Source organism: Mycolicibacterium arcueilense (assembly GCF_058536225.1).
This window is the reverse complement of record NZ_JBZTYL010000005.1, coordinates 54,914-77,703: the sequence shown is the minus strand read 5'-3', so window position 1 is coordinate 77,703 and position 22,790 is coordinate 54,914. Positions and strand designations below refer to the sequence as shown.

The window sequence follows — 22,790 nt, the reverse complement described above, 5'->3', positions numbered from 1 at the left end:
TCCGTTGTCCGACCGAGTACAGATTCGCGCGGTTCGGACACGGTGTCGTGAGTAGCCGTCTACCCTAGTTCCGAGCGGAAATGGCACTCTCTTCTTCAGACACGTTGCTTTCCGATGTACGATAATCGCACTCTTGATACGGCCTCGGAGCCCTCCGGCGGCCATTTACTTACGCGCAGAAGTAACCGACGGAATGGAGCGATCCTATGGCGTCAGCCGTACCGGAGACCGTCGCAACCCGCTATGCCGGCAGACGGGTCGAACGGGTCGAGGACACCCGCCTGCTCACCGGACGCGGCACGTATGTCGACGACATCACGCGACCCGGCATGCTGCACGCCTGCTTCGTCCGCAGCCCCTATGCGCACGCGAAGTTCACCGCCATCGATGTCACCGCGGCCCTGGCCCTGCCCGGTGTGCACGCGGTGCTCACCGCCGCGGATCTGAATCCCGAGGTCAAAGAGGCCTGGCACGCCGTCGCAGGCAAGGACGTCCCGGACACCCCGCGGCCACCGCTGGCCGAGGGTGAGGTGAAGTTCGTCGGCGATCCGGTGGCCCTGGTCATCGCCGAAAGCCGCTACATCGCCGAGGACGCCGTGGATCTGGTCGACGTCGACTACGAACCACTGCCCGCGATCGCCGACTTCCGCCAAGCGCTGACCTCCGACGTGTCCGTCCATGAGGCCTTCCCGGACAACAATGCCGGCGGCATGGCCGGCATGCCCGCGGACGAGGAAATTTTCGCCATGTCGGCTCACGTCATCCAAGAGCACATCTACCAGCAGATGCACGTGCCGGTGCCGATCGAGTGCCGCGGCATGGTCACCGAATGGTCGGCCACCTCCGGTGAGCTGACCATCTGGGCCTCCACCCAGACCCCGCACGAACTGCGGGCTTTCGCAGCCCGCCTGCTCGGCATCCCGGCCCAGCATGTGCGGGTCATCATGCGCGACACCGGCGGCGGGTTCGGCCAGAAGGTCGTCCCGATGCGCGAGGACATGTGCATCATGCTGGCCGCGCGGACCGTACCGGCCGCGCTGAAGTGGATCGAGGACCGCCGCGAGAACCTGATGTCGGCGGGTCAGTCCCGCCACGTCGACGGGGACGTGCGGATGGCGTTCGATGACGACGGCACCATCCTGGCTGCCGACATCGACTTCGTCCAGGACGTCGGCTCCTACCCCACCCCCTACCCGGTGCTCACCACCGCGGCCATCGGCATGTTCTTCCCCGGCCCCTACCGGGTGCCCAAGGCCAGCTTCAACTACAAGACGGTGTTCTCCAACACCGCCGGCCTGCACGCCTACCGCGGCCCGTGGCAGTACGAAACCCTCACCCGCGAAATACTTCTCGACATCGCCGCGCGCAAGATGGACATGGATCCCGTGGAGCTGCGGCGCAAGAATCTGCTCCGGCGTGACGAGATGCCGTATTTCAACCCCAACGGCATGCCGTATGACCACGTCGCCCCGATCGAGACTTTCGAGCAGGCGGTCAAGATCCTCGACCACGAAGGGTTCCGCAAGGAGCAGGCCGAGGCGCTGGCCCAGGGCCGGTACCTCGGCCTGGGCTTCTCCGCCTACATCGAGCCCACCGGCGCGGCCACCGGCCACCTCGCCAGCGAGGGCTGCACCATCCGGATGGAGCCGACGGGCAAGATCAACGTCTACGTCAACGGCGGGTCCACCGGAAACAGTTTGGAAACCACCGTCATTCAGCTCACCGCCGACGCACTCGGCGCCGATATCGACGACGTTGCCACCATCCAGGGCGACACCGCGGTGACGCCGTACGGCGCGGGTACCCAGGGTAGCCGCAGTGCCCCGATGACGGCCGGGGCGGTCAACGAGGCCGGCACCATCCTGCGCAACCAGCTGGTCGCGATGGCTGCCGCCAGGCTTGAGGTCGAGGAATCCGAGATCGAGCTCGGCGGGTCCAGGGCCGTCGCGCGCAACGATCCCGAAAAGAGCGTGAGCTTCGCCGATCTGGCCTACCGCGCGCACTACGAACCGCAGATGCTGCCGCCGGGCATGTCGGCGAACCTGGAGGCCACCGCCCGCTACACCGCGCCACCGACCGCCCCGATCCACTGGGCGAACGCCACCCACGCCTGCACCTGCGAGGTCGATGTCGTCACCGGCCACGTGACCCTCACCCGCTACATCGTCAGCGAGGACGTCGGCCCGATGATCAACCCCAACGTGGTCGAGGGCCAGATCGCCGGCGGCACCGTCCAGGGCATCGGCGGCGCGCTGCTGGAGAAGTTGTCCTATGACGACGCCGGAAACCCCTTGTCCTCAACCTTTGTCGACTATCTGCTGCCCACCGCCACCGAGGTCCCGACTATCGAGTACGGCCATGTCGAGATCCCCGGCCCCGGCGTCGGCGGCTACAAAGGAGCGGGCGAGGGCGGCGCCATCGGCTCGACGCCCGCGGTGATCAACGCCGTCAACGACGCCTTGGCCCCACTCGGCGTCACCTTGACCACCTTGCCCGCCACCCCGGCAGCCATCGTCGAAGCGATCGAGCAGGCACAGGAACTCGGCTCGCAGAAACCATCAGGAAGGGATCACTGATCGTGGAGCTCAACAACGAATTCCGGGTCGCGGTACCGGCGGCGAAAACCTGGGAGGTGCTGACCGACGTCGAACGCGTCGCGCCCTGTCTGCCCGGGGCCACCCTGCTGAGCGTCGACGGAGACGATTTCACGGGTGCGGTCAAGGTCAAGGTCGGCCCGATCACGGTCTCCTACAAGGGCGATGCCACCTTCCAGGAGAAGGACCAGGCGGCCCAACGGGTCGTGCTCAAGGCCAACGGCAAGGAGACCCGCGGAAACGGCACCGCCTCGGCCATCGTGACCGCCCAACTGAAGGACGAGGGCGCCGACTCCACCCTCGTGGTGGTCACCACCGACCTGGCAATCTCGGGCAAGGCCGCCCAGTTCGGCCGCGGCGTGCTGGCCGACGTGGCGGGCAGCCTGATCGACCAGTTCGCCAAGAGCCTGGAAGCCGAACTGCTCGGTGGGGCTACCCCCTCGGACGAAACCAGTCCCGCCGGTGCAACATCCGGGCAGGCCACACAAGAGGCCGCGCCGATCAACGCGCTGGCACTGGCCAAGGTGATGGCGGTGCCGATGGCCAAGCGGTTCGCTCCGGCCATCGGTGCGGTCGCGGCCGCGGGCGTGCTGGGGTTCCTGGTCGGCCGGGCCGGACGCAACAAACGCAAGAGCACCGGGCTGAGCACCGAAGACCTGCACGCGGCGCTGCTCCGGTTGGTGTCATGAAGCCCGCCCCGTTCGCGTATCACCGGCCCGCCACGGTGACCGAGGCAGTGGCCATGCTCGGTGAGTTCGGCGAAGACGCCAAGATCCTGGCCGGCGGTCAGAGCCTGGTCCCCATGCTGGCCATGCGCCTGACGCACTTCGAGAACCTGATCGACATCTCGCGAGTGCCGGAACTCAACGACATCACATTGCAGGGCAACGAGGTTCGGATCGGCGCGGCCACCCCGCACGCCATGGTCGGGCTCGACGACGAGATCGCCGACTCGGTGCCGCTACTGACCCTGGCCACGCCGCACATCGGGCACTTCCAGATCCGCAGCCGCGGCACCCTGGGCGGCGCGATCGCGCATGCCGACCCCGCTGCCGAGTACGCGGCGGTCGCGCTGGCACTCGACGCGACCATCGAGGCCACCTCGGCACGCGGGGTCCGCCAGATCCCGGCCGCGGAGTTCTTCACCGGCCTGTGGGAGACCGCACTGGCCCCCGACGAGATCCTGACCGCGGTGCGCTTCCCGGTGGCATCGGGACGCAGTGGATTCGGAATTGCCGAGTTCGCCCGTCGCCATGGCGATTTCGCGATAGCCGGCGCGGTCGTCGGGTTCGACCTCGACGAGGACGACCGGATCACCCGCTGCGGCATCGGTCTACTCGGACTCGGCTCCACACCGCTGCGGGCCGTCCCGGCCGAAGCGGCCTTGATCGGCACCCCGATCGGCGGTATCAGTGCTGACGAGATCGGCCGACTGGCGATGTCCGAACTCACCGACATTCCTTCCGACCTGCAGGGCTCGGCGTCCTACCGGGCCCGGGTCGGCGCGGCCATGGTGTCCAGAGCCTGGACCCAGGCAACCACCCACGCCGAGGAGGCCCTCAATGCATGAACTGCCGGTTGCGGTTTCGGTCAACGGGCGTGATTACCAGGGGGTGGTCGAGCCCCGGGTGACCCTCGCCGATTTCCTGCGCGACAACTGCGGACTCACCGGCACCCACCTCGGCTGCGAGCACGGCGCCTGCGGTGCCTGCACAGTCCTGTTGGACGGCCAGGCGGTCCGATCGTGTCTGGTGTTCGCGGTGCAGGTGGACGGCCAGGACGTGACCACGGTCGAGGGTATCGCCGGTCCGGACGGCGAGCTGTCTCCGGTGCAGTCCGCCCTCAAGGAGTGCCACGGCCTCCAGTGCGGCTTCTGCACACCGGGATTCGTCACGTCGATCACCGCGCTCCTGCGCGACAACCCGGACCCCACAGATGAGGAGATCCGCGAGGGGCTCTCGGGCAACTTCTGCCGGTGCACCGGCTACCAGGGCATCGTCAACGCCGTGCACCGGGTTTGCGGCCACGCCGAGGACTCGGAACACGTCGACAAGCTCAACCCGCTAGGTCAGCAATAACTTTCGCGATGCGCCGGGCCCTGGTCTCAGCGGCCTTGGCGCCCTGCACCGACGTGACGTGCGCTTTCTGCCTGCTGTAGGACAGACGCTCCCACGCGGCGGCGGCATCCGCCGACCCGGCCAGCGCGGTCTGCAGGTCATCGGGCACCTCCACGGTGCGCGGTTCGGTGTCGACGGTCAGCTCCACCTCGACGGCGTCACCACCCGCGATTCCGGACTCGGCGCGCCGCTCGGCGCTGAACGGGATCAGGAACCTGCCGCCCATCGGGGCGATCGTCGAGCGGTACCGATAGCCACTCACATCAACGACCACCGCTGGGCGCTTCCCCGCCCCCAACGCCTCCACGACGTGCGCGGGCACCTCGATGCCGGTGTTGTTACCCATCTGGAGCATTTCCGTCGAGAACTTCATCATCCCTCCCGGTCCCCAAACTAACCGGTAAGAGTGGAGGCATGAAGATCGGATTCATCGGGCTGGGCAACATGGGCTCGGCCATGGCCGCGAACCTGCTCACGGCCGGACACGAGGTCACGGTGTACAACCGCTCGCCCGAGAAGGTGACCGCGCTGGTCGCCCAAGGGGCGGTGCCCGCGGCATCGGTGGCGGATGCGTGTCACGGCGACGCCGTCGTCACGATGCTTGCCAACGACGCCGCGGTGGAGGCAGTCACATTCGGCGACAACGGCATTCTTGCCCACCTGTCCGCCGGCGCCGTGCACGTCTCGTCGTCAACCGTCAGTGTCGCCCTGGCCGACCGTCTCACCGCGGCCCATGCCGAGACCGGGCAGGGTTTCGTCGCCGCCCCGGTGTTCGGCAGGCCCGAGGCCGCCGCGGCAGCCAAGTTGTTTGTGGTGGCCGCGGGAGCCCCGGCCACTGTCGAGACTGTGTCGCCGATTTTCGAGGCGATCGGTCAGCGCACTTTCGTGCTGGGCGAGGAACCCCGTGCGGCGAACCTGGTGAAGATCAGCGGCAACTTCCTCATCGCCTCGGTGATCGAATCTCTCGGTGAGGCAATGGCATTGGTGGGCAAGGCCGGCGTGGACAAACAGCGGTACCTGGAGTTGCTTACCTCGACGCTGTTCGACGCGCCGGTGTACCGCACCTACGGCGGGTTGCTGGCCCGCGAGGAGTTCAGCCCGGCGGGTTTCGCCGCCCCCCTCGGCCTCAAGGACGTCAAGCTCGCGCTGAGTGCGGGCGAGGAACTACAGGTGCCCCTGCCCGTCGCGAGCTTGCTGCGCGATCGCTTCCTGACGCTGCTCGCCACCGGCGGCGGCGAGCTGGACTGGTCCGCAGTGGGCGCCCTGAGCGCGTGGGAGGCCGGAGGAAAACCCCCGGCCTGACTCGCTACTCGGCGACGACCCCGCGCAGGCCGTCGGCGCCGTACAGCGGCTCCAGCATCGCCGAGATGTCGGGGCCGCGGCGCAGGCTGTGCCCACCGTCGACACCGATGGACTGACCGGTGATCCAGCCCGCGGCGTCGCTGAGCAGGAACGCCGCCAGGTTGGCGATGTCCTCAACCTCACCGAATCGCGGCATGGGCGTGCAGGCCTTGTAGTCCTCGCTGGCGGCCGGCAGCTCGAAGACCGGGCCGACCATCTCGGTGCGGGTCAATCCGGGCCGGATGCTGTTGAACCGCACCGAGGACGGGCCGAGTTCGTCGGCGGCCAGCTTGATCAGATGGTCGAACGCCGCCTTACTCACACCGTAGGCACCGAACCACCGGTGGGTGTTGGTCGATGCGATCGACGAGATGCCGACGAACGACCCGCCACCGCCGCGGACCATTTCCCGACCCGCGTGCTTGATCAGGTACATCGTTCCGTTGACGTTCAGATCGACGGTCTGGCGCCACAACTCGGAGTCGATCTGGGTGATCGGACCGATCGTGAGCGACCCGCCGGCGCTGTGCACCACACCGTGCAACTGGCCATGCCAGGCGGTGGCCACGTCGACCGCGCGGCGGACCTCGTCCTCGTTGGTGACATCGGCGGGCTCATAGCGCACCTCACCACCATCGGCAGCGAGTCCTGCGTTCAATTCGTCGGCAGCCGCACTCAGCTTGTCGGCATTGCGCCCGATCAGCAGCGCGTTACCGCCCGCGGCGACGATGGCAGCCGCGGCACCCTTACCGATTCCGCTCCCGCCACCGGTGACCAGGTAGGTGCGATCCTTCAACGACAGTTCCATTTGCGTCATCCCTATGGTGTATCTCGCCGGGCCGGTTTCGGGGCTCCCAAGGTCCGCCAGTCGGGAACATCGGGCGGCATACCCACCGGCCAGCGATTCTCGTTGGTCGCCGCCCAGTGCGCGTGCCCGAGTTCGTGAATGTGGAACGCATGACGCAGCGCTTCGGTGAAGCCCATCGCATCACTGGCCGCGTTGACGGAATCCTTGACCAGCAGGGCCGCCATCGTCGGCCGCTCGGCGATGCGCCGGGCGAATTCCAGTGTCTTGTCTTCGAGTTCGTCGCGAGCGAAGATCTTCGACACCATGCCCAGCCGGTACGCCTCATCGGCGTCGATCGAATCACCGGTCAGCAGCAACTCTTTGGCCTTGCGGGCGCCGAACTCCCACGGATGGGCGTAATACTCGACGCCCGGCATCCCCATCCGTACCCCGACGACGTCGCTGAACTTGGCGTCATCGGCGGCCACGATCAGGTCGCAGGCCCAGATGAGCATCAGGGCAGCCGAGATCGCATTGCCCTGCACCTGCGCGATGGTGATCTTGCGCAGATCGCGCCAGCGTCGGGTGTTCTCGAAGTAGAAGTGCCATTCCTGCAGGTAGGTTCGCTCAGTGACGCCGGCGGCGGTGGCGCCGTGGGAGCGGAACGTCGGATGCTGGTCCGGGCCCGGGGCACGCTCGGTCAGCGCCTCCTCGGAACCGAGGTCATGGCCGGCCGAGAAGTTCTTGCCACGCGCGGCCAGGATCACCACGCGGACTGCATCGTCAGCCTCGGCCCGGCCGAATGCCTCGTCGAGTTGCACCAGCAGGGTCCGCGACTGGGCGTTCTGCGCATTCGGACGGTTCAGCCAGATCCTGGCGATGCGCCCGTCATCGAGTGTCTCGTATTCGACCTGACGGGTTGCCTCATCGGAATCGGCCATAGCGGACCACCTCTTAGTCAAGGTAAGTAAGTTACGAACTGCACATTACGTGTATCACGTAACCCGGCTCACACCGGGACCACAGCTACTGCGCAGCAGCTTCACAGCAGACGGCCCGACATGGCCGCGCCACAATCGCTTTGACAGCCATTTCCCCTTGTAACGCGTAAAATATCCACCACAAGACGACTTCACGGACCACCGTGGTCGGATCACCGCGGCCGGGTAATCAGCAAACCTATTCCGCCCTTGAAGAGAAAGCACGACAATGGCTATCTCCCCGTCCAGCGCCCGTCGTTTCGCCGTCGCGGCCGGCATCGCCGCAGCCATCGCCGCGGCTCCTGCCCTCACGGTGCTGTCGATACCCTCCCAGTCGCTGGCCTCGTGCCCCAACGGCGAAACCGAGGACACGTTCACCAACGTGTGCGTGCCCGACATCGTGCCGAACTCCCCCGGCAACTTCAGCAGCGTCGCAGGCAACCCGAACCTGCCCGCCGTGAACATGCCCGATGGGGGTGGCGCCATCCCGTGCACCGGCGCGAACTCCGGTGAGTGCATCGGCCTGGCCGAAGAGCAGCAGTCCGAGGGGCCCCAGCCGGTGCCGCAGTCGACGGTCGGCAGCAGCCCGACCGTGCACGGCTCCATCGGCTGACACAGCGCGACTCCAGACACCGCACAGTAAACCCTCAGCAGTCCTAGACTGCTGAGGTGAAATCAGTTGTCGTGCCCGCCGTACTGTCCGGCGCCGGCTGCGCGCTGCTCCTGTGGCTCGGCGCGCCGGTCGCACAAGCAACCTGCACCTCCGGCGAAGAAGAGGACGTCTACACGACGACCTGCACCCCGTTCCTGGTGCCGAATTCACCCTCTCCGTTCAGCGGCATCCCCGGCAATCCGGACATGCCCGCGGTAGACCTGCCCGGCGGAGGCGGCGCCATCCCGTGCACCGGACACAACGCCGGCGAGTGCATCGGCCTGGCCGAGGAAGACGAAGCCGAAGGACCGCAACCCATTCCACGCTCGACCATCAGCGCCAGCCCCTAGCACTTCCGAGGGTTTCCCCAGCTACCTCATAGAAGCAATGCAGATCTTTCCCAGCTTCCTTAGAATCCCTGCAACGAACAATCGAATAACTAGAGAAAGCGTGACGATGGCGACCTTCCCGATCTCGATGCGACGACTGATCTTTGCCGGCGGATTTGCAGTCGCTGCGGCCGCCGCCCCAGCGATCGCCGCGTTCTCCGTACCCGTGTCTTCCGGCCCGGCGATCGCCTGCCCGACGGGCGAGGAGGAAGACCTCTACACCAACATGTGCGTCCCGCACACCGTGCCGAACTCCCCCGGCAACTTCAGCAGCATCGCGGGCAACCCCAACCTGCCCGCCGTGAACGAGCCCGGTGGCGGCGGCTCCATCCCCTGCACCGGCGCCAACACCGGCCAGTGCATCGGCCTGGCCGAAGAGCAGCAGTCCCAGGGGCCGCAGCCGGTGCCGGAGTCGACCGTCGGCAGCAGCCCGACCGTGCACGGTTCCATCGGCTGATGACATGCGGCGACCCGGGCTCTCCGGGTCGCCTACAGTTATGTCATGCCTGCGAAAACTGATACCGCCGACATCGACGACGTCGAACCCCTCGCCGACAGCACCGCCAGCCAGGCTCGCCGCGTCGTAGCGACCTACGCCACCGACGCCGACGAGTGCCGCATGTTCCTGTCGATGCTCGGCATTGGGCCCTCGAAGACCGAGGCGTAATGAGCCCGGAGGCCGGCCCCCCGGCCGCCTCCGGTAACTCCGACTTCGTCGTGGTCGCCAACCGGCTGCCCATCGACATGGAGCGGTTGCCGGATGGCAGCACGACCTGGAAGCGCAGCCCCGGCGGCCTTGTCACCGCGCTCGAGCCACTGCTGCGTAAACGCCGTGGCGCGTGGATCGGCTGGGCGGGTGTCCCCGACAGCGGCGAGGAGCCGATTGTCGAGGAGGACCTGCAGCTCTACCCGGTGGAGCTCTCCGCGCAGGATGTCGCGGATTACTACGAGGGGTTCTCGAACGCCACCCTGTGGCCGCTCTACCACGACCTCATCGTCAAACCCGTGTACCACCGCAAGTGGTGGGACAGCTACGTCGACGTGAACCGCCGTTTCGCCGAGGCCACGGCCCGCGCCGCGGCCCAGGGTGCAACGGTCTGGATCCAGGATTATCAGCTGCAGCTCGTCCCCAAGATGCTGCGAATGCTGCGACCCGACCTCACCATCGGCTTCTTCCTCCACATCCCATTCCCGCCCGTGGAACTGTTCATGCAGATGCCGTGGCGCACCGAGATCGTCGAAGGCCTGCTCGGAGCCGATCTGGTCGGATTCCACCTGGCCGGAGGCGCACAGAACTTCCTGGTCCTCGCCCGCCGCCTGGTCGGCGCCAACACCTCACGCGCATCGATCGGCGTCCGCTCACGCTTCGGCGAGATCTCCTACGGGTTCCGCACGGTCAAGGTCGGCGCCTTCCCGATCTCGATAGATTCGGCCGATCTGGACGCCAAGGCCCGCAACCGGTCGGTGCGCCAACGCGCCCGGCAGATCCGCGCAGAGCTCGGCAATCCGCGCAAGATCCTGCTCGGTGTCGACCGGCTCGACTACACCAAGGGCATCGACGTCCGGCTGCGCGCCTTCACCGAACTGCTCGAAGAGGACCGGATCAAACGCGACGACACCGTTCTCGTCCAGCTGGCCACACCGAGCCGCGAGCGGGTCGAGAGCTACATCGCGATGCGTGAGGACATCGAGCGCCAGGTCGGCCACATCAACGGTGAATACGGTGAGGTCGGGCATCCGCTGGTGCATTACCTGCACCGGCCGGTGCCGCGCGATGAGCTCATCGCGTTCTTCGTCGCAGCCGACGTCATGCTGGTCACCCCGCTCCGCGACGGCATGAATCTGGTGGCCAAGGAGTACGTGGCCTGCCGCAGTGACCTCGGCGGCGCGTTGGTGCTGTCGGAGTTCACCGGGGCGGCGGCCGAGTTGCGTCAGGCCTATCTGACCAACCCGCACGATCTCGAAGGCGTCAAGGATGCCATCGAGGCCGCGCTGGATCAGAGCCCCGAGGAGGGCAGGCGCCGCATGCGGGCGCTGCGCCGCCAGGTGCTGGCGCATGATGTGGACCGTTGGGCCCGTGCCTTCCTAGACGCGTTGGCCCAATCTAGATCGGGTTGATCGCGTTGATCAGCCAGGCCCCGCCGATCTTTCGGTAGTCGACCTTCAGGCGGCTGCCGTCATAGAGCGGTTGGCGGGACTGGTCGGTCACGGTGCGGTTCATGTACACCATCACGGACCCCGAATCACGCTGCGCTGTCATCACACCGATGCCGACGACGCTGATCTGAACCACCAGCTGACGTTTGCGTGCCTCGGGGATCACCTTGGCGGTGGCGTCCTTCTCGAACTGCTGCCGGAAGTCGGGAGCGAGCAGCGGGTACGTCTCCATCAGGCTGCGCTCGACGGTCTGATAGTCGTAACCGAACACCTTCGGGATCTGTTCGGCGGCCAGCGCAGGCAGTTCGGCCCTGGCGGTCTCCTGGCCTCGCTGCGCCACGCGGTTCCAGTACAGCGAGCCACCTACGGCGGCCAACCCGACGAACGCCACCGTCAACAGGCCGATCAGCAGGGCAGTGAGTTTAGAGCGCATCAGTTTCCGCCGTCGGGGTACTTGAGGTCGTATCCGGTCATGTGCCCGTTGTCGTCCTCGTGCACGATCACCCGCAGCCGGTACGGACGGGTCGGTGAATTGACGCCATCCACGTCGGTAACCGTGACGCGCACCGCCACCAGTACCGACGCATTCCGGGCGATCTCGTCGACCTTCTCCAGCGCCGCGCCGTTGATCACAGCCTCGGAGCTGGCGTTGGTATCGCGGAACAACGCCTTGAGGTTGTCGGCGTTGTTGCCCTGGCTCATCATGTCGCGCAGTGGGCCGCTGGTGCCGTCGATGAAGCGGTTGACGCTTTCGTCGATCGTGTCCTGGGTATAGCTGAACATGTTGATCACGGTCTGCTTGCCGGTGTCGACGAAGCTCTCGTCGCGGGCCTGCAGGGTGTCCACCGCATGCTGCTGATCGCGCATGACGTAGGCCAGCGCACCCAACGCAGCGGTCCCGAGGCCCAGGGTCAGGGCTGCCACCAGTGCCACCAGGGTGCGGTGGGCGCGCCGCCGGGGCGGCGCCTTGAGCGGTGTCGGCTGGGGTGCCCTGGCCGCCGCTTTGGTGGAGGGCTCCACCGACAGCACGGTCTGGGTCACCTCGCCTACCGTCCCGGCCCCGGTGGGGCCGGCCGCCCTGGACGCGCGCCTACGGACCGGCCTCGTATTCGAGGCGGTTTCTTCGATCATCAAGCCTGCCTTGGATCCAACATCAGGTCTACCCAGGTCTCCGCTGGTGCCAGTTTGTCGGCGCCGGCTGCGTAAACGCCGGTGCCTCCGTCGGCGTCGGCGAAGACCCCACTGTGCTGATCGTAGGTGCCCGTCATCGGTGCGCTGGCCAGAGGTGGTGCCTCGGCCGGTAACGGTGCATCCGGAGCGGGCGCCGGAGCCGGGGCTTCCGGAGCCCCGGGAGGCGTCCGGCCGTACGGCGGCACGATCTGGTCCGGCGGCGCGAAGTACGGCCACGGCGGCGGCGGTGTGCCCGGCTGGTTCGGCGGCACCGGCAGCGGGAACGGCGCGTGCGGCGCGGGGCCGGGGCCGGGCTGGACACCGGGCGGCAGTTGCACCGCGGGCGGCCCCGGATCCGGGTCGACCTGCGGCGGGATGTTCGGGAACTTGTTGGGCGGCAGAATGTTCCGCCCGTCCTCGATCGGTGTCCCGTAGGGCACCGGCGGGCCGCGCCACGGGTTGCTGCCCAGCGGCACATAGCCCTTGGGATCGCGGCACAGCTGAATGGTGGGTGCCCGCTTCCCGGGGAACTCCATGCACGGGTAGTTGCGCGCACCGCGCACCACCGCCGGGTCGTTCTGCGCGGTCTTGCAGTACAGATCGGGCGGAAGTTCGCGCAGCGTCTCGTCGGCCGGTGACCGGATCTGGGTCGCCGGGATGAAGCCCGTGTTGCACGGCGGTGGGTCCTGCAGGTCGATCTTGAAGTCCAGCTTGGCGCCCTCGTCGGCAGGTGCCCCGCCGGCCACGGTATTCAGCGCCGCCATCAGGGCTGGGAAGATCACCAGCGCCTGTTCGATCGACTTGCTGTAGATCACCCCGATGCGGCCGAAGTTCGCGAGGTTGGCCGCCAGCACCGGAAACGTCGGCCGGATACCGCTGAACGCGGTGTTGGCGGCCTCGGTGGTGCCCGGAACGGTCTTGAGGGTGGCGCGCAGCTGCGGATCGGCCTTGTTCACCTCACCGGTGAACCGGGCGAGCCCGTCGGCCAGCAAGCGGATGTTGTCGCCACTGCGCATCTGGGCTTCCAGGAACGGCCCGGCCTGGTCGATCAGCTGAGTGGTCTGGCCGTAGTTGGCGTTGGCCTCGTCGATCAGCAGGCGGGAGGATTGGATCAACCGGGCGAGTTCGGGTCCCGACCCGTTGAACGCCTTGAACGTCTCACGCAGTAGATCCTGCAGCCGGCTGTTGCCGATGCTGCTGACCAGGGTGTCAGCTTCGTGCAGCATCCCGGCGATGTCCTGGCCGACCCGGGTGTTGTCCTGCTCGATGGTGGCGCCGTTGCGCAGTTTGTTGGTCGACGGTGACTCCGGCGGGATCAGGTCGATGTACTGCTCGCCGACGGCCGACACACTCTTGACCGTGGCAATGACATTGTCGGGTATCGCCGTGTTGCTGTTGAGCTGCATCTTGGCGACCACGCCGTCGGGCGCCAGGCCTACGGAATCCACCCGACCGACCGTGACGCCACGGTAGGTGACGTTTGCGTTCTGGTAGATCCCGCCACCGGCCAGGAAGTTGGCGTTGACGTGATAGGTGCCGATACCCACCGCAGCGGGCAGGTGCAGATAGAACAGCGAGATGGCACCCACGGTAAGGATGGTGACGACCCCGAAGATCATCAGCTGCATACGGGTGAGCCGGTCGATCATCTACGGCTTCTCCTCGTGCTGGGTCGCAGTTCCGGACGGGACCTTGAACGGATCGGCCGCCTGGCCGGACAGGTTGGCCATCGCCCCGGTCAGGAAGTCTGGCGGATTGATCACCTCGCTGAGGTGCTGCATGTTCGGGTCGAAAGCTCCGGTGGTGAAGATCGACTCACCGAACCGCCGCAGGGTCAGGTCGAAGGTGACGTACACGTTCAGGTAGTCGCCTCGCACCGCCTGGCGCAGATACTTGTAGTGGAACGGGAAGGTCGGCAGGAACTCCAGGTCCTTGATGAAGTCGTCGGCGTTGTCGTTGAGCGCCTTGATCACCGGATAGAGATCCTTGAGATCGGCCGCAAAATCGTCCTTGGTCTGCGACAGGATCCGCGAGCCGACCTGGGCGAAGCTCCGCAGCGCGGTGAACGCGTCGACGATGTTGGACCGGTTGTCGTTGAGCACCTTGAGCGCGCCGGGCAGGGTATCGAGCGTGCGGCCCAGGCTGTCCTGGCTGCGGGCCAGGATCGACGCGAACCGGTTGAGCCCGTCCGCGGCCGCGATGATGTCGTTGGTCTGCCGGTCCAATGACGCGGTCAGCTCCGCCAGCCGCGGAATCAGATCGGCGAAGTTGCCGGCCCGTCCGGCGACGGCCGCGTAGGCCTCATCGGTGATGTCTTGCAGCGCACCGAGATTGCCCTTGTTGACCACCATGCCCAGCGAGGAGAGCACTTCCTCGGTGGTCGGATAACGGTCGGTCTGGGACAGCGAGATGTTGGAACCCTGGCCCAGGCGCCCCTCGGCCGGTTGATCGACAGGTTCGGACAACTCGATGTGCTGCGAGCCGAGTAGCGATGTCTGGGCAACGCGCGCAACGGCATTCGCCGGGAGCTTCACGTCACCATTCAGCGACAGTTGCAGCGCCGCATAGAAGGTGCCGTCCGAGCGCTGGACCGCATCCACACCCGACACGCTGCCGACGGTGACGTCGTCGACCATCACCGGCGAGTTCTGCGGCAGGGTCGCCACGTCGGGCAACTGCACGGTGACGGTGTAGGAACCGGACCCGTGCCCGGCGGTACCGGGCATGTTCAGCGAGTTGAGGCCACCGAACTGGCAGCCGGCCAGCAGCATGGCGCCACTGCCGATCGCCAGGGCGCGACTGCCGATCCGGGATGCCTTACCCCTCAATGCTTTACCCCTCATCATCCGCCGGCACCAGCCTCAGCGGGTGCGGCCACGGGTCCCGGCGCGGGCGCAGGTGCGGGCCCGACTCCGGTTCCGGCTGCCGGCGCGGGTGCATCCGGCGGCAGGATCAACGAGCTCAGCGTCGCGTCCGGCGGGATCTGCGGCGGGGTGACACCAGGAGCGTTCTGCCACTGCAGGTACGGCACCGGAGTCTGCGCCTTCTCCTCTGTCGCCGGGGTGTCGTACTGGATCTGGCCCTTGTAGGCGGTGATGCTGTTGACCGGATGGAACATCATCGGCGGGTAGTTCATCGTGATGCGGCGCAGCACCGGCCCCATTCGCTGCCGGCAGATCTCGGCACGCTTGTAGTTGTCCGGGCTGGTGCCGGTGTCGAAGTTGCCGCCGCACAGGAACTGCACGGGGTTGGCGAAGTTCGGCAGGGTCAGGAGCCCACCAACGGTGCCCTGCGCCGGGTTGTAGATGTTGTAGAAGTTCGCCAGGCCGTTGGGCGTGACGTGCAGGATCTGTTCGATGTCGTCACTGTGGTCGGTGAGAATCTGGGTGAAGTCGGCCAGCTTGCCCACCTGGGCGATCAACGCATCGTTGTTCTCGTTCAGGAAACCGCGGACGTCACCGAGGGCCTGATTGAGCGTGCCCAGTGTCTCGTCGAGGCCACTGGCGCTGTCCGCCAGCACCTGCGACACCGACGCCACGTGATTGGTGAACTGCACGATCTGTTCGTTGCTGTTGGACAGCGCGTCGACCAGGATCTGCAGATTCTTCACCGTGCCGAACAGGTCGGTCCGCGAATCACCCAGCCGGCCTGCAGTTTGGGAGAGCTCGCGCAGTGCATTGCGGAACGAGTCACCGTTGCCGTCGAACGTGGTCGCGGCCTGGTCGACGAACGCTGCGATCGGGCCCTGCACCGAGTTGGCCTGCGGTCCGAGTTGCGAGCTGAGCTGGGTGAGTTGCTCCTTGACCTCGTCCCATTCGACGGGCACTCCGGTGCGGTCGAGTCCGATCGACGCACCGTCGGCGATCACGTCGCCCTCCGTGTAGGCGGGGGTCAGCTGAATGAACCTGGCCGACACCAGGTTCGGCGAGAGGATCAGCGCCTTGGCATCGGCGGGGACCTTGACGCCGCGGTCCAGGGTCATCTCGATCTTGACATCCGAGGGCCGCGGTTCGATGGAGTCGATCGTGCCCACCGGCACGCCGACGATCCGCACCTCGTCCCCGGGGTACAACCCGACGGCGTTGGTGAAGTACGCGGTGAGCTTGGGGCCGGTGCGTGACGGCCACACCTGGTACACACCGACGGCGAGCACCGCCAGCAGCACTGTAGCCAGCGCAATACGCAACCACCGGTTGCGGCCGGATACCGAATTGTCTTGGGTCATGGCGATTTCGGCCTAACGATCACTCGCTCAGAAATGTAGCCGCGCAACATATCGGACAGGCTGTCGGGCAGTTTGCCCGGCTGGAAGTAGGTGTCCAGCAGTACCTCGGCCATACCGGCCGGCGGCAGCCCGTACAGGTTGATCTGGAAGCCCGGACCCGAGCCCACCACCTCGCCGAGCGCGGTGGCATATCCCGGCAACCGCTTGAGCGCCTCACTGATGTGCTCTTTGCGCTCGAGCAGGTTGTCCATCACCAGATTGAGCTTCTCCAGTGCCGGCTTGAACTCCTTGCGGTTGTCGGCGACGAATCCCGAAAGTTGCTTGGACACATCGTCGATACCGGCGATCAGGTTGCTCAGCGCCTGCCGGCGCTCGTCGAGCGCGGCGAACAACTGGTTGCCGTCGGTCAGCAGCTGGTTGACCTGCCCGGCGCGGTTGGCCAGGAGATCCGATACCCGCTTGGCGTGGGTCAACAGCCCCTCGAGGGCCTCATCCCGCTTGTTGATGGTGCGGGACAGGTTCGTGACGCCGTCCAGGGCACCGCGCAGCTGCGGGGTGGCGTCGCGCAACGTGTCGGTCAGTGTCTGCAGCGCCTGCTCGAACTTCGGCTTGTCCAACTCGCTGACGTTCTGCCCGAGGTCCTGCAGCGCAGTGTTCAGCGTGTACGGAGTCGTGGTGCGTCCCAGGGGAATAACCGTCGACGTGCCGACGCCCTTCGGGGTCACCGCAAGCGACTTCTGGCCGAGCACCGTATCGGTCTTGATCGCCACCAGCGACTGATCGCCGACTTTGATGTTGCGGTCCACGGTGAATTTGACCTTGGCCGAGTCGCCGGCCAGGGCGATGTCGGTGACCTTGCCGACCGTGATGCCCGAGATGTTGACGTCGTTGCCCGGAGAGATCCCACCGGCATCGCTGAAGTAGGCCTCGAACTGCTTGCCCTGCGGGAAGAAGGGCAGGCCGGTGTAACCGAATGACACCAGCACCAGGCATGCCACCACAAAGATGCCGAGGATCCCGGTGCGCACGGGATTCGACTCGCGCGAACTAGCCATTGGTCGGCGCACACCTCCCCTTGGATGGGTCCGGCGGACCGCCGAACGGAATCAGGATGTCGCTGCCCGCCGGTCCGTTGACCTTCAACCGAACCGAGCAGTAGAAGATGTTGAAGAACGAGCCGTAGGCACCGAGTGCGTTGAGCCGCAGGTAGTTCTCGGCCAGCGGCTCGATGACCTTGTTGATGTCGCCCTTCCGCTCGTCCATGCGCTGCGCCAGCGGCCGGGCATTCTCGATGACCCCCTGCAATGGGCGGCGGGACTTCTCCAGCATGTCGGTCAGATCGTTCTCGGCCGAGGCCAGGGGTGCGATCGCACCGGCGATCGGATCGCGCCCCTCGGACAGACCGGTGATCAGCTTCTGCAACTCATCGACGCTGGTGTCGAACTGCGAGCCCTTCTCGTCCACCGTGCTCAGCACGGTGTTGAGGTTGGTGATGACGTCGCCGATGAGCTGATCGCGGGCGGCCAGGTTCTGGGTGAAGGCGCTCGTGCTGGTCAGCATGTTGGCCAACGCGCCGCCCTGGCCCTGAAGCATCTCGATCACCGCGTTGGAGATCTCGTTGACCTTCGCGCCGTCCAGACCCTTGAGCACGGGCCGCAATCCGCCCAGCAGCGCGTCGAGGTCCAGGGCCGGCTGGGTGTTCTGCGCGGGGATGGTCCCGCCGGGCGCCAGCTTGCGTAGTTCCCCTGGGCCGGAGGTGATCTCCAGGAAACGATCACCGACGAGGTTCAGGTAGCGCACCTTGGCCTGGCTCGAGGTGTAGAGCTGATACCGCTTGTTGACGTCGAACGCGACGTCAACGGTGTTGTCGGCGTTCAGCTTCACGTCGTGGACCTTGCCCACCGGAACCCCGGCGATGCGGACGTCCTGCCCGGCCTTCAGTCGCGACGCCTCGCTGAACGTGGCGTGGTAGCTGTGGGCGGAGGCGAAGCGGAACTCGCCGAAGACCACCACCAGCATGGCCGCCACCAACAGCATCGCCACAGTGAAGATGCCGACCTTGAGCATGGTCCGATCAGTACCCGCGCCGGACGCCATCAGAATCGGTCCCTTTCTGCGAACGCACCGTTGAACAGGAACTGCAGCGTCGCGGGCGCGTCGAACTGCACCTCGGTGTTCGGCTGGTACGGGACATACGCGTTGTCGGTGACCAGGAAGGGGGAGTGATACCAGGTTCCGCCGTACTGCTTGGTCGGCACGTCGGGAAGACCACGGCAGTTCGGCCCGCCGGAGGCGTTCACCATCGGCAGGCTCTCCGGATAGGTGTACCCCGGAGACCCAGGCAGGAAGTTGGAGTTGACGAAGAGACCGGGCCGGATACCGCCGATGATCGGGGCGAACCGGTCGACCGCTATGGAACTGCCTTGCAGAAAACAGCCGAACTCCGGCGAGTAGTCGCCGAGGACCTTCAGCGGGGCCCGCAGCCGCTGGATGGCGGCGATGTAGTCGTCAGCGGCCGGCTGCAGGGTCGCGGTGCCGTTGTTGGCCAGCCCGGTCGCCGACAGCAGCGTGGCGTTGAGGTTGGTCTTCTCATCCACGATCGTCTTGTTCAGCGCGGGCACGTTGTCGATAATCCGCGCCAGGTCGGGGCCGGCGTCGCCGTAGATGTTGGCGACCACCGCGGCCTTCGCAAAGTCCTCCTGCAGCGTCGGCAACTTCGGGTTCAGTTGCTGCAGGTAGGAATTCAAGCCCGACAAGGCCGCACCCGCGTCGTCGCCGTGGCCGCGCAGGCCCTCACCGAGCGCTGACAGTGTGGCGTTCAGGCTGACCGGGTCAATCTTGTTGAGCACATCCGACAGTGTCTGGAAAAGGGTGTTGACCTCCAGCTGCACGTCCTTGGCAGCCACCGTGCTGCCCGGCCGAAGCGAGCCCTCCGGCTGATCCGGTGCGAGAAACTCCACCGACTTGGCGCCGAAGATCGTGTTGCCGGCGATCCGCACGGTGGCGTTGGACGGGATATAGCGCATCTCGCCGCGCTTGATGGACAGCGTCAGCTTGGCCTCGTGACCGGCGTACGCGATCTCGGAGACCTTGCCGATCTGGATGCCGCGGTACTTCACCTTGGCGTCGCGCTCCATCACCAGGCCCGCCCGCGGCGCGGTCAGGCTGACGGTGTCGGTAGGCGTGAACGCCGCTGTGTAGGACAGGTAGGTGAACACCACCGCGGCGGCCACGATCGCCGCCAGGATCGCGGCCGCGATCCTCACATGCCTGCGGTGCTTGGAGGTTGCGTCTGACATCGCCGCCTACCCGGAGAGGTTGAAGTTGCCGGACGCGCCGTAGACGGCCAGGGAGATGAACAGGGTGATGGTGACGACCACGATCAGGGAGGTGCGCACGGCCTGACCGACCGCGATACCCACGCCGACCGGCCCGCCGGAGGCGTTGTAGCCGTAATAGGTGTGCACCAGCATCACCGCGATGGCCATCACGATCGCCTGGAGGAAGGACCACAGCAGGTCGCTGGGTATCAGGAAGGTGTTGAAGTAGTGGTCGTACAGGCCGGCCGACTGCCCGTTGATGAACACGGTGGTGAACCGAGCTGCGAAGAATGCGGCGAGTACCGACAGCGAGTACAGCGGAACGATCGCGATCAGCCCGGCCAGCAACCGGGTGGAGACCAGATAGGACACCGCGTGGACCGCCATCGCTTCGACGGCGTCGATCTCCTCGGCCACCCGCATCGCGCCGAGCTGGGCGGTGGCGCCTGCGCCGATCGTGGCCGCCAGGGCGATGCCGGCGATCACCGGTGCCACGATGCGCACGTTCAGGAACGCCGAGAGGAAGCCGGTCAGGGCCTCGATGCCGATGTTGCCCAGCGACGAGTAGCCCTGAACCGCGATGACGCCACCGGAGGCCAGGGTGAGGAAGGCCGCGACACCGACGGTGCCACCGATCATCACCAACGCGCCTGCGCCCATGGTCATCTCGGCTACCAGCCGGATGGTCTCCTTGCGGTAGCGGTTGACCGCGTTGGGCAGGTACCGCATCGTCTCGCCGTAGAACAGTGCCTGTTCGCCGATATTGTCGACGGTCTTGGGCACGCCCCGGAACAGCCGCCGGAAGCGGAGGGTGGCGTCATAACTCATCGGACAAGCACCCGAACCCCGATAGCGGTCATGATCACGTTGATCACGAACAGGCAGATGAAGGCGTAGACCACCGTTTCGTTCACTGCGTTACCGACACCCTTCGGGCCTCCTTTGACGGTCAACCCGCGGTAGCAGCCGACCAGGCCGGCCACCACGCCGAACAGCAGTGCCTTGATCTCGGCCAGCACGAGCTCGCCGAGCCCGGTCAGCACGGTCAGGCCGTTGATGAAAGCTCCGGGGTTCACCCCCTGGAGAAATACCGAGAAGGCGTAGCCGCCGGCGATGCCGATCGCACACACCAGACCGTTGAGCAGCAGCGCGACGAACATCGACGCGAGCACACGGGGCACCACCAGGCGTTGGATCGGGTCGATGCCCAGCACCCGCATCGCGTCGATCTCCTCGCGGATGGTGCGGGCGCCGAGGTCTGCGCAGATCGCCGTGGCACCGGCGCCTGCCACCACCAGCACGGTCACGACGGGGCCGAGCTGGGTGATGGTGCCGAAGGCGGTGCCGGCGCCGGACAGGTCGGCGGCGCCGATCTCGCGGAGGAGGATGTTGAGCGTGAACGCGACCAGAACCGTGAACGGGATGGCGACCAGCAGGGTCGGCACGAGCGACACCCGGGCGATCATCCAGGTTTGATCCAGGAACTCTTTGAACTGGAACGGTCGACGGAACATCTTGGCGAAGGTGTCCAAGGACATCTCGACGAAGCCGCCCACGGCCCGGGCCGGAACCGCAAGCTGTTCGATCAACCTGGGCTCCGTTCTCGGGGTACTCGGATGGGGGAAAATTTTGCGGAAACTCGCGTTAGCGAAAAACTGACGGCCACATGTCGTGGCTGCCCTCCCACCCCTTGGTCTTAGTGCGCTCTTAGTGAGCCGGATCATATTAACTAGAACATGTTCGCACTGTCAAAGAATTCAAAATATTAGCTTCAACAGCGGTTTTCCCAGTTCAGGACACGTTAGATGGACTAGCAACTAGAACTTGTTCCAGTCCCGTTGAACCGCCCTGAACGAGACCGTCAGTCTCGTGAGGCCATCAGTTCGGTGGCCGAGAATCCACGCGTCCGGTCACGATCAGCAAAGTAATCCTGCAGTGTCCCGCTGAGGTCTGCCGGGTTCCAGGCGTCGGAGTCTGCAGTGAAGTGCTTCTCGGCGGTGGGCGGCGCGACCAACGTGACAGTTGGACCATAGACGATGAACAGCTGAGCGTTCACAGCTTCGGACGCCGGAGCGGCCAGGAAACGCACAAGTGTGACGACATGGTCGGTCGACAGCGGGTCGATCTGTCCTTCGGCCCCGTCGGGCGCGTCGCCGAAGACACCTGCGGTCATGGCGGTGCGGGCCCGCGGCGCGATCGCGTTGGCCCGCACGCCGAAGCGTTCCAAGGCCCGGGCGGCGGACACCGTGAGCGCCGTGATGCCCGCCTTGGCGGCACCGTAGTTGGGCTGGCCGACCGGACCCGACAGTCCGGCCTCCGACGAGGTGTTGATGATCCGGCCATAGACCGTGCCATCCCCCGCCTTGGCCTTGTTGCGCCAGTAGACGGCGGCATTGCGGGTCAGCAGGAAGTGGCCACGCAGGTGCACGGCGATGACCGCGTCCCACTCCTCGTCGCTCATGTTGAACAGGATCCGGTCGCGGGTGATGCCCGCGTTGTTGACGACGATGTCCAGTCCACCCAGACCGTCGGCAGTGGCGACCAGCTCGTCCGCGGTCGAGCGCGCACTGATGTCCCCGGCCACGGCGACGCCCTTGGAGCCGGCAGCGGCGATCTCGTCGAGAACGTCAGAGGCGTCGAGCGCGCCGGCCATGTCGTTGACCACCACGGTGGCTCCGGCCTTGGCCAGACCGATGGCTTCGGCGCGGCCCAGGCCCGCGGCCGCACCGGTCACCACAGCCACTTTTCCGGACAGGTCGATCTGAGCGTCGTCAGTCATATTTATGAATACCTCTAGTCTTTTCGGATCAGGGCTGCACGGGGGCATTCGGCGATGGACTGCTCGGCCAGATCCTCCTGGTCGGCAGGCACCGGATCGGCCTTGACCACGGCGTAGTCGTCGTCATCAAGATCGAACAAATCGGGGGCAATACCCACGCAGACCGCATTACCTTCACAGCGATCACGGTCAACTTCTACTCGCATGGCGACCTCCTCACGACGTGTGCACGCACGGGGCTGCGTACGCGCAGCCACAGAATACGACCACACCGGACGG

At 66.2% G+C, this 22,790-nt stretch carries 25 protein-coding genes; 10 read left to right on the top strand and 15 right to left on the bottom strand.

Features of this window, described 5'->3' with window-relative positions:
- Window positions 1-206: 206 nt before the first annotated feature.
- From AC4LGL_RS01315 to AC4LGL_RS01300, 4 genes are read left to right on the top strand one after another with little or no spacing between them, the layout of a single operon-like run.
- A complete protein-coding gene (locus AC4LGL_RS01315; protein WP_491837273.1) occupies window positions 207-2,576 on the top strand; it encodes a xanthine dehydrogenase family protein molybdopterin-binding subunit in 2,370 nt (789 codons plus the stop codon).
- A gap of 2 nt (window positions 2,577-2,578) precedes the next feature.
- Window positions 2,579-3,283 (top strand): SRPBCC family protein, encoded by a 705-nt coding sequence (locus AC4LGL_RS01310; RefSeq protein ID WP_491837272.1) that lies wholly within the window; start codon window positions 2,579-2,581, stop codon window positions 3,281-3,283.
- Complete coding sequence (locus AC4LGL_RS01305; RefSeq protein WP_491837271.1) at window positions 3,280-4,164, top strand: FAD binding domain-containing protein; 885 nt, start codon at window positions 3,280-3,282, stop codon at window positions 4,162-4,164. The genes AC4LGL_RS01310 and AC4LGL_RS01305 overlap by 4 nt, the downstream gene beginning before the upstream one ends.
- On the top strand, window positions 4,157-4,672 hold the full coding sequence (locus AC4LGL_RS01300; RefSeq protein WP_491837270.1) for a (2Fe-2S)-binding protein: 516 nt from the start codon (window positions 4,157-4,159) through the stop codon (window positions 4,670-4,672). Before AC4LGL_RS01305 ends, AC4LGL_RS01300 begins: the two co-directional genes overlap by 8 nt.
- Here the strand turns inward: AC4LGL_RS01300 and AC4LGL_RS01295 are convergent.
- Complete coding sequence (locus tag AC4LGL_RS01295) at window positions 4,650-5,084, bottom strand: YdeI/OmpD-associated family protein (RefSeq protein WP_491837269.1); 435 nt, start codon at window positions 5,082-5,084, stop codon at window positions 4,650-4,652. The genes AC4LGL_RS01300 and AC4LGL_RS01295 overlap by 23 nt on opposite strands.
- A gap of 41 nt (window positions 5,085-5,125) precedes the next feature.
- Between AC4LGL_RS01295 and AC4LGL_RS01290 the strand changes: the two genes are divergently transcribed.
- The gene (locus AC4LGL_RS01290) at window positions 5,126-6,013 is read left to right on the top strand and encodes an NAD(P)-dependent oxidoreductase (protein ID WP_491837268.1); all 888 of its coding nucleotides are present in this window, start codon (window positions 5,126-5,128) and stop codon (window positions 6,011-6,013) included.
- Window positions 6,014-6,017: 4 nt separating this feature from the next.
- Here the strand turns inward: AC4LGL_RS01290 and AC4LGL_RS01285 are convergent, their stop codons facing one another.
- Window positions 6,018-6,860: an SDR family oxidoreductase gene (locus AC4LGL_RS01285; protein WP_491837552.1), complete on the bottom strand. Its 843-nt coding sequence runs from the start codon at window positions 6,858-6,860 to the stop codon at window positions 6,018-6,020.
- Between the two features lie 11 nt (window positions 6,861-6,871).
- Entirely contained in the window at window positions 6,872-7,780 is a 909-nt protein-coding gene (locus AC4LGL_RS01280; RefSeq protein WP_491837267.1) for an enoyl-CoA hydratase, read from the bottom strand.
- 268 nt (window positions 7,781-8,048) lie between these two features.
- On the opposite strand from AC4LGL_RS01280, the gene AC4LGL_RS01275 reads away from it, so the two are divergent.
- The 5 genes from AC4LGL_RS01275 (at window position 8,049) to AC4LGL_RS01255 (ending at window position 10,978) form a co-directional block, all read left to right on the top strand.
- A complete protein-coding gene (locus tag AC4LGL_RS01275; protein WP_491837266.1) occupies window positions 8,049-8,432 on the top strand; it encodes an intersectin-EH binding protein Ibp1 in 384 nt (127 codons plus the stop codon).
- 56 nt (window positions 8,433-8,488) lie between these two features.
- On the top strand, window positions 8,489-8,821 hold the full coding sequence (locus tag AC4LGL_RS01270; protein WP_491837265.1) for a hypothetical protein: 333 nt from the start codon (window positions 8,489-8,491) through the stop codon (window positions 8,819-8,821).
- A 106-nt stretch (window positions 8,822-8,927) separates the two neighbouring features.
- Window positions 8,928-9,317, top strand: coding sequence for an intersectin-EH binding protein Ibp1 (locus AC4LGL_RS01265; protein WP_491837551.1), 390 nt, complete (start codon window positions 8,928-8,930; stop codon window positions 9,315-9,317).
- A gap of 45 nt (window positions 9,318-9,362) precedes the next feature.
- Complete coding sequence (locus AC4LGL_RS01260; RefSeq protein ID WP_110777506.1) at window positions 9,363-9,527, top strand: hypothetical protein; 165 nt, start codon at window positions 9,363-9,365, stop codon at window positions 9,525-9,527.
- On the top strand, window positions 9,527-10,978 hold the full coding sequence (locus tag AC4LGL_RS01255; protein WP_491837264.1) for an alpha,alpha-trehalose-phosphate synthase (UDP-forming): 1,452 nt from the start codon (window positions 9,527-9,529) through the stop codon (window positions 10,976-10,978). The genes AC4LGL_RS01260 and AC4LGL_RS01255 overlap by 1 nt, the downstream gene beginning before the upstream one ends.
- Here AC4LGL_RS01255 and AC4LGL_RS01250 read toward each other — a convergent pair.
- The 12 genes from AC4LGL_RS01250 to AC4LGL_RS01195 all read right to left on the bottom strand — a co-directional run bounded on the left by AC4LGL_RS01250 (window position 10,965) and on the right by AC4LGL_RS01195 (window position 22,717).
- Complete coding sequence (locus tag AC4LGL_RS01250) at window positions 10,965-11,450, bottom strand: mammalian cell entry protein (RefSeq protein WP_491837263.1); 486 nt, start codon at window positions 11,448-11,450, stop codon at window positions 10,965-10,967. The two genes, AC4LGL_RS01255 and AC4LGL_RS01250, sit on opposite strands and share 14 nt — an antisense overlap.
- The gene (locus AC4LGL_RS01245; RefSeq protein WP_491837262.1) at window positions 11,450-12,148 is read right to left on the bottom strand and encodes an Rv1363c family protein; all 699 of its coding nucleotides are present in this window, start codon (window positions 12,146-12,148) and stop codon (window positions 11,450-11,452) included. The genes AC4LGL_RS01250 and AC4LGL_RS01245 overlap by 1 nt, the downstream gene beginning before the upstream one ends.
- Window positions 12,148-13,836, bottom strand: coding sequence for an MCE family protein (locus AC4LGL_RS01240; RefSeq protein WP_491837261.1), 1,689 nt, complete (start codon window positions 13,834-13,836; stop codon window positions 12,148-12,150). Before AC4LGL_RS01240 ends, AC4LGL_RS01245 begins: the two co-directional genes overlap by 1 nt.
- Complete coding sequence (locus AC4LGL_RS01235) at window positions 13,837-15,033, bottom strand: MCE family protein (RefSeq protein WP_491837260.1); 1,197 nt, start codon at window positions 15,031-15,033, stop codon at window positions 13,837-13,839.
- A complete protein-coding gene (locus AC4LGL_RS01230; RefSeq protein WP_491837259.1) occupies window positions 15,030-16,412 on the bottom strand; it encodes an MCE family protein in 1,383 nt (460 codons plus the stop codon). Before AC4LGL_RS01230 ends, AC4LGL_RS01235 begins: the two co-directional genes overlap by 4 nt.
- On the bottom strand, window positions 16,409-17,467 hold the full coding sequence (locus AC4LGL_RS01225; protein WP_491837258.1) for a virulence factor Mce family protein: 1,059 nt from the start codon (window positions 17,465-17,467) through the stop codon (window positions 16,409-16,411). The genes AC4LGL_RS01230 and AC4LGL_RS01225 overlap by 4 nt, the downstream gene beginning before the upstream one ends.
- Window positions 17,460-18,509: an MCE family protein gene (locus tag AC4LGL_RS01220; RefSeq protein WP_491837257.1), complete on the bottom strand. Its 1,050-nt coding sequence runs from the start codon at window positions 18,507-18,509 to the stop codon at window positions 17,460-17,462. Before AC4LGL_RS01220 ends, AC4LGL_RS01225 begins: the two co-directional genes overlap by 8 nt.
- Window positions 18,509-19,711 carry an MCE family protein gene (locus AC4LGL_RS01215; RefSeq protein WP_491837256.1) on the bottom strand — a complete coding sequence of 401 codons (1,203 nt, stop codon included), beginning with the start codon at window positions 19,709-19,711 and terminating at the stop codon, window positions 18,509-18,511. Before AC4LGL_RS01215 ends, AC4LGL_RS01220 begins: the two co-directional genes overlap by 1 nt.
- Before the next feature lie 6 nt (window positions 19,712-19,717).
- Window positions 19,718-20,560 (bottom strand): ABC transporter permease, encoded by an 843-nt coding sequence (locus AC4LGL_RS01210; protein ID WP_064884624.1) that lies wholly within the window; start codon window positions 20,558-20,560, stop codon window positions 19,718-19,720.
- Entirely contained in the window at window positions 20,557-21,321 is a 765-nt protein-coding gene (locus AC4LGL_RS01205) for an MlaE family ABC transporter permease (protein WP_064884622.1), read from the bottom strand. Before AC4LGL_RS01205 ends, AC4LGL_RS01210 begins: the two co-directional genes overlap by 4 nt.
- A 272-nt stretch (window positions 21,322-21,593) precedes the next feature.
- Window positions 21,594-22,511 carry a 3-oxoacyl-ACP reductase gene (locus AC4LGL_RS01200; RefSeq protein ID WP_491837255.1) on the bottom strand — a complete coding sequence of 306 codons (918 nt, stop codon included), beginning with the start codon at window positions 22,509-22,511 and terminating at the stop codon, window positions 21,594-21,596.
- Between the two features lie 14 nt (window positions 22,512-22,525).
- Window positions 22,526-22,717: a ferredoxin gene (locus AC4LGL_RS01195; RefSeq protein ID WP_064933094.1), complete on the bottom strand. Its 192-nt coding sequence runs from the start codon at window positions 22,715-22,717 to the stop codon at window positions 22,526-22,528.
- Window positions 22,718-22,790 lie beyond the last annotated feature (73 nt).

Bases quoted from the DNA above. Each gene is read 5' to 3' on its own strand.
- AC4LGL_RS01315 (WP_491837273.1), top strand. From the start codon at position 207: ATGGCGTCAGCCGTACCGGAGACCGTCGCAACCCGCTATGCCGGCAGA.
- AC4LGL_RS01305 (WP_491837271.1), top strand. From the start codon at position 3,280: ATGAAGCCCGCCCCGTTCGCGTATCACCGGCCCGCCACGGTGACCGAG.
- AC4LGL_RS01300 (WP_491837270.1), top strand. From the start codon at position 4,157: ATGCATGAACTGCCGGTTGCGGTTTCGGTCAACGGGCGTGATTACCAG.
- AC4LGL_RS01295 (WP_491837269.1), bottom strand. From the start codon at position 5,084: ATGAAGTTCTCGACGGAAATGCTCCAGATGGGTAACAACACCGGCATC.
- AC4LGL_RS01290 (WP_491837268.1), top strand. From the start codon at position 5,126: ATGAAGATCGGATTCATCGGGCTGGGCAACATGGGCTCGGCCATGGCC.
- AC4LGL_RS01285 (WP_491837552.1), bottom strand. From the start codon at position 6,860: ATGGAACTGTCGTTGAAGGATCGCACCTACCTGGTCACCGGTGGCGGG.
- AC4LGL_RS01280 (WP_491837267.1), bottom strand. From the start codon at position 7,780: ATGGCCGATTCCGATGAGGCAACCCGTCAGGTCGAATACGAGACACTC.
- AC4LGL_RS01275 (WP_491837266.1), top strand. From the start codon at position 8,049: ATGGCTATCTCCCCGTCCAGCGCCCGTCGTTTCGCCGTCGCGGCCGGC.
- AC4LGL_RS01265 (WP_491837551.1), top strand. From the start codon at position 8,928: ATGGCGACCTTCCCGATCTCGATGCGACGACTGATCTTTGCCGGCGGA.
- AC4LGL_RS01260 (WP_110777506.1), top strand. From the start codon at position 9,363: ATGCCTGCGAAAACTGATACCGCCGACATCGACGACGTCGAACCCCTC.
- AC4LGL_RS01255 (WP_491837264.1), top strand. From the start codon at position 9,527: ATGAGCCCGGAGGCCGGCCCCCCGGCCGCCTCCGGTAACTCCGACTTC.
- AC4LGL_RS01250 (WP_491837263.1), bottom strand. From the start codon at position 11,450: ATGCGCTCTAAACTCACTGCCCTGCTGATCGGCCTGTTGACGGTGGCG.
- AC4LGL_RS01245 (WP_491837262.1), bottom strand. From the start codon at position 12,148: ATGATCGAAGAAACCGCCTCGAATACGAGGCCGGTCCGTAGGCGCGCG.
- AC4LGL_RS01240 (WP_491837261.1), bottom strand. From the start codon at position 13,836: ATGATCGACCGGCTCACCCGTATGCAGCTGATGATCTTCGGGGTCGTC.
- AC4LGL_RS01235 (WP_491837260.1), bottom strand. From the start codon at position 15,033: ATGATGAGGGGTAAAGCATTGAGGGGTAAGGCATCCCGGATCGGCAGT.
- AC4LGL_RS01230 (WP_491837259.1), bottom strand. From the start codon at position 16,412: ATGACCCAAGACAATTCGGTATCCGGCCGCAACCGGTGGTTGCGTATT.
- AC4LGL_RS01225 (WP_491837258.1), bottom strand. From the start codon at position 17,467: ATGGCTAGTTCGCGCGAGTCGAATCCCGTGCGCACCGGGATCCTCGGC.
- AC4LGL_RS01220 (WP_491837257.1), bottom strand. From the start codon at position 18,509: ATGGCGTCCGGCGCGGGTACTGATCGGACCATGCTCAAGGTCGGCATC.
- AC4LGL_RS01215 (WP_491837256.1), bottom strand. From the start codon at position 19,711: ATGTCAGACGCAACCTCCAAGCACCGCAGGCATGTGAGGATCGCGGCC.
- AC4LGL_RS01210 (WP_064884624.1), bottom strand. From the start codon at position 20,560: ATGAGTTATGACGCCACCCTCCGCTTCCGGCGGCTGTTCCGGGGCGTG.
- AC4LGL_RS01200 (WP_491837255.1), bottom strand. From the start codon at position 22,511: ATGACTGACGACGCTCAGATCGACCTGTCCGGAAAAGTGGCTGTGGTG.
- AC4LGL_RS01195 (WP_064933094.1), bottom strand. From the start codon at position 22,717: ATGCGAGTAGAAGTTGACCGTGATCGCTGTGAAGGTAATGCGGTCTGC.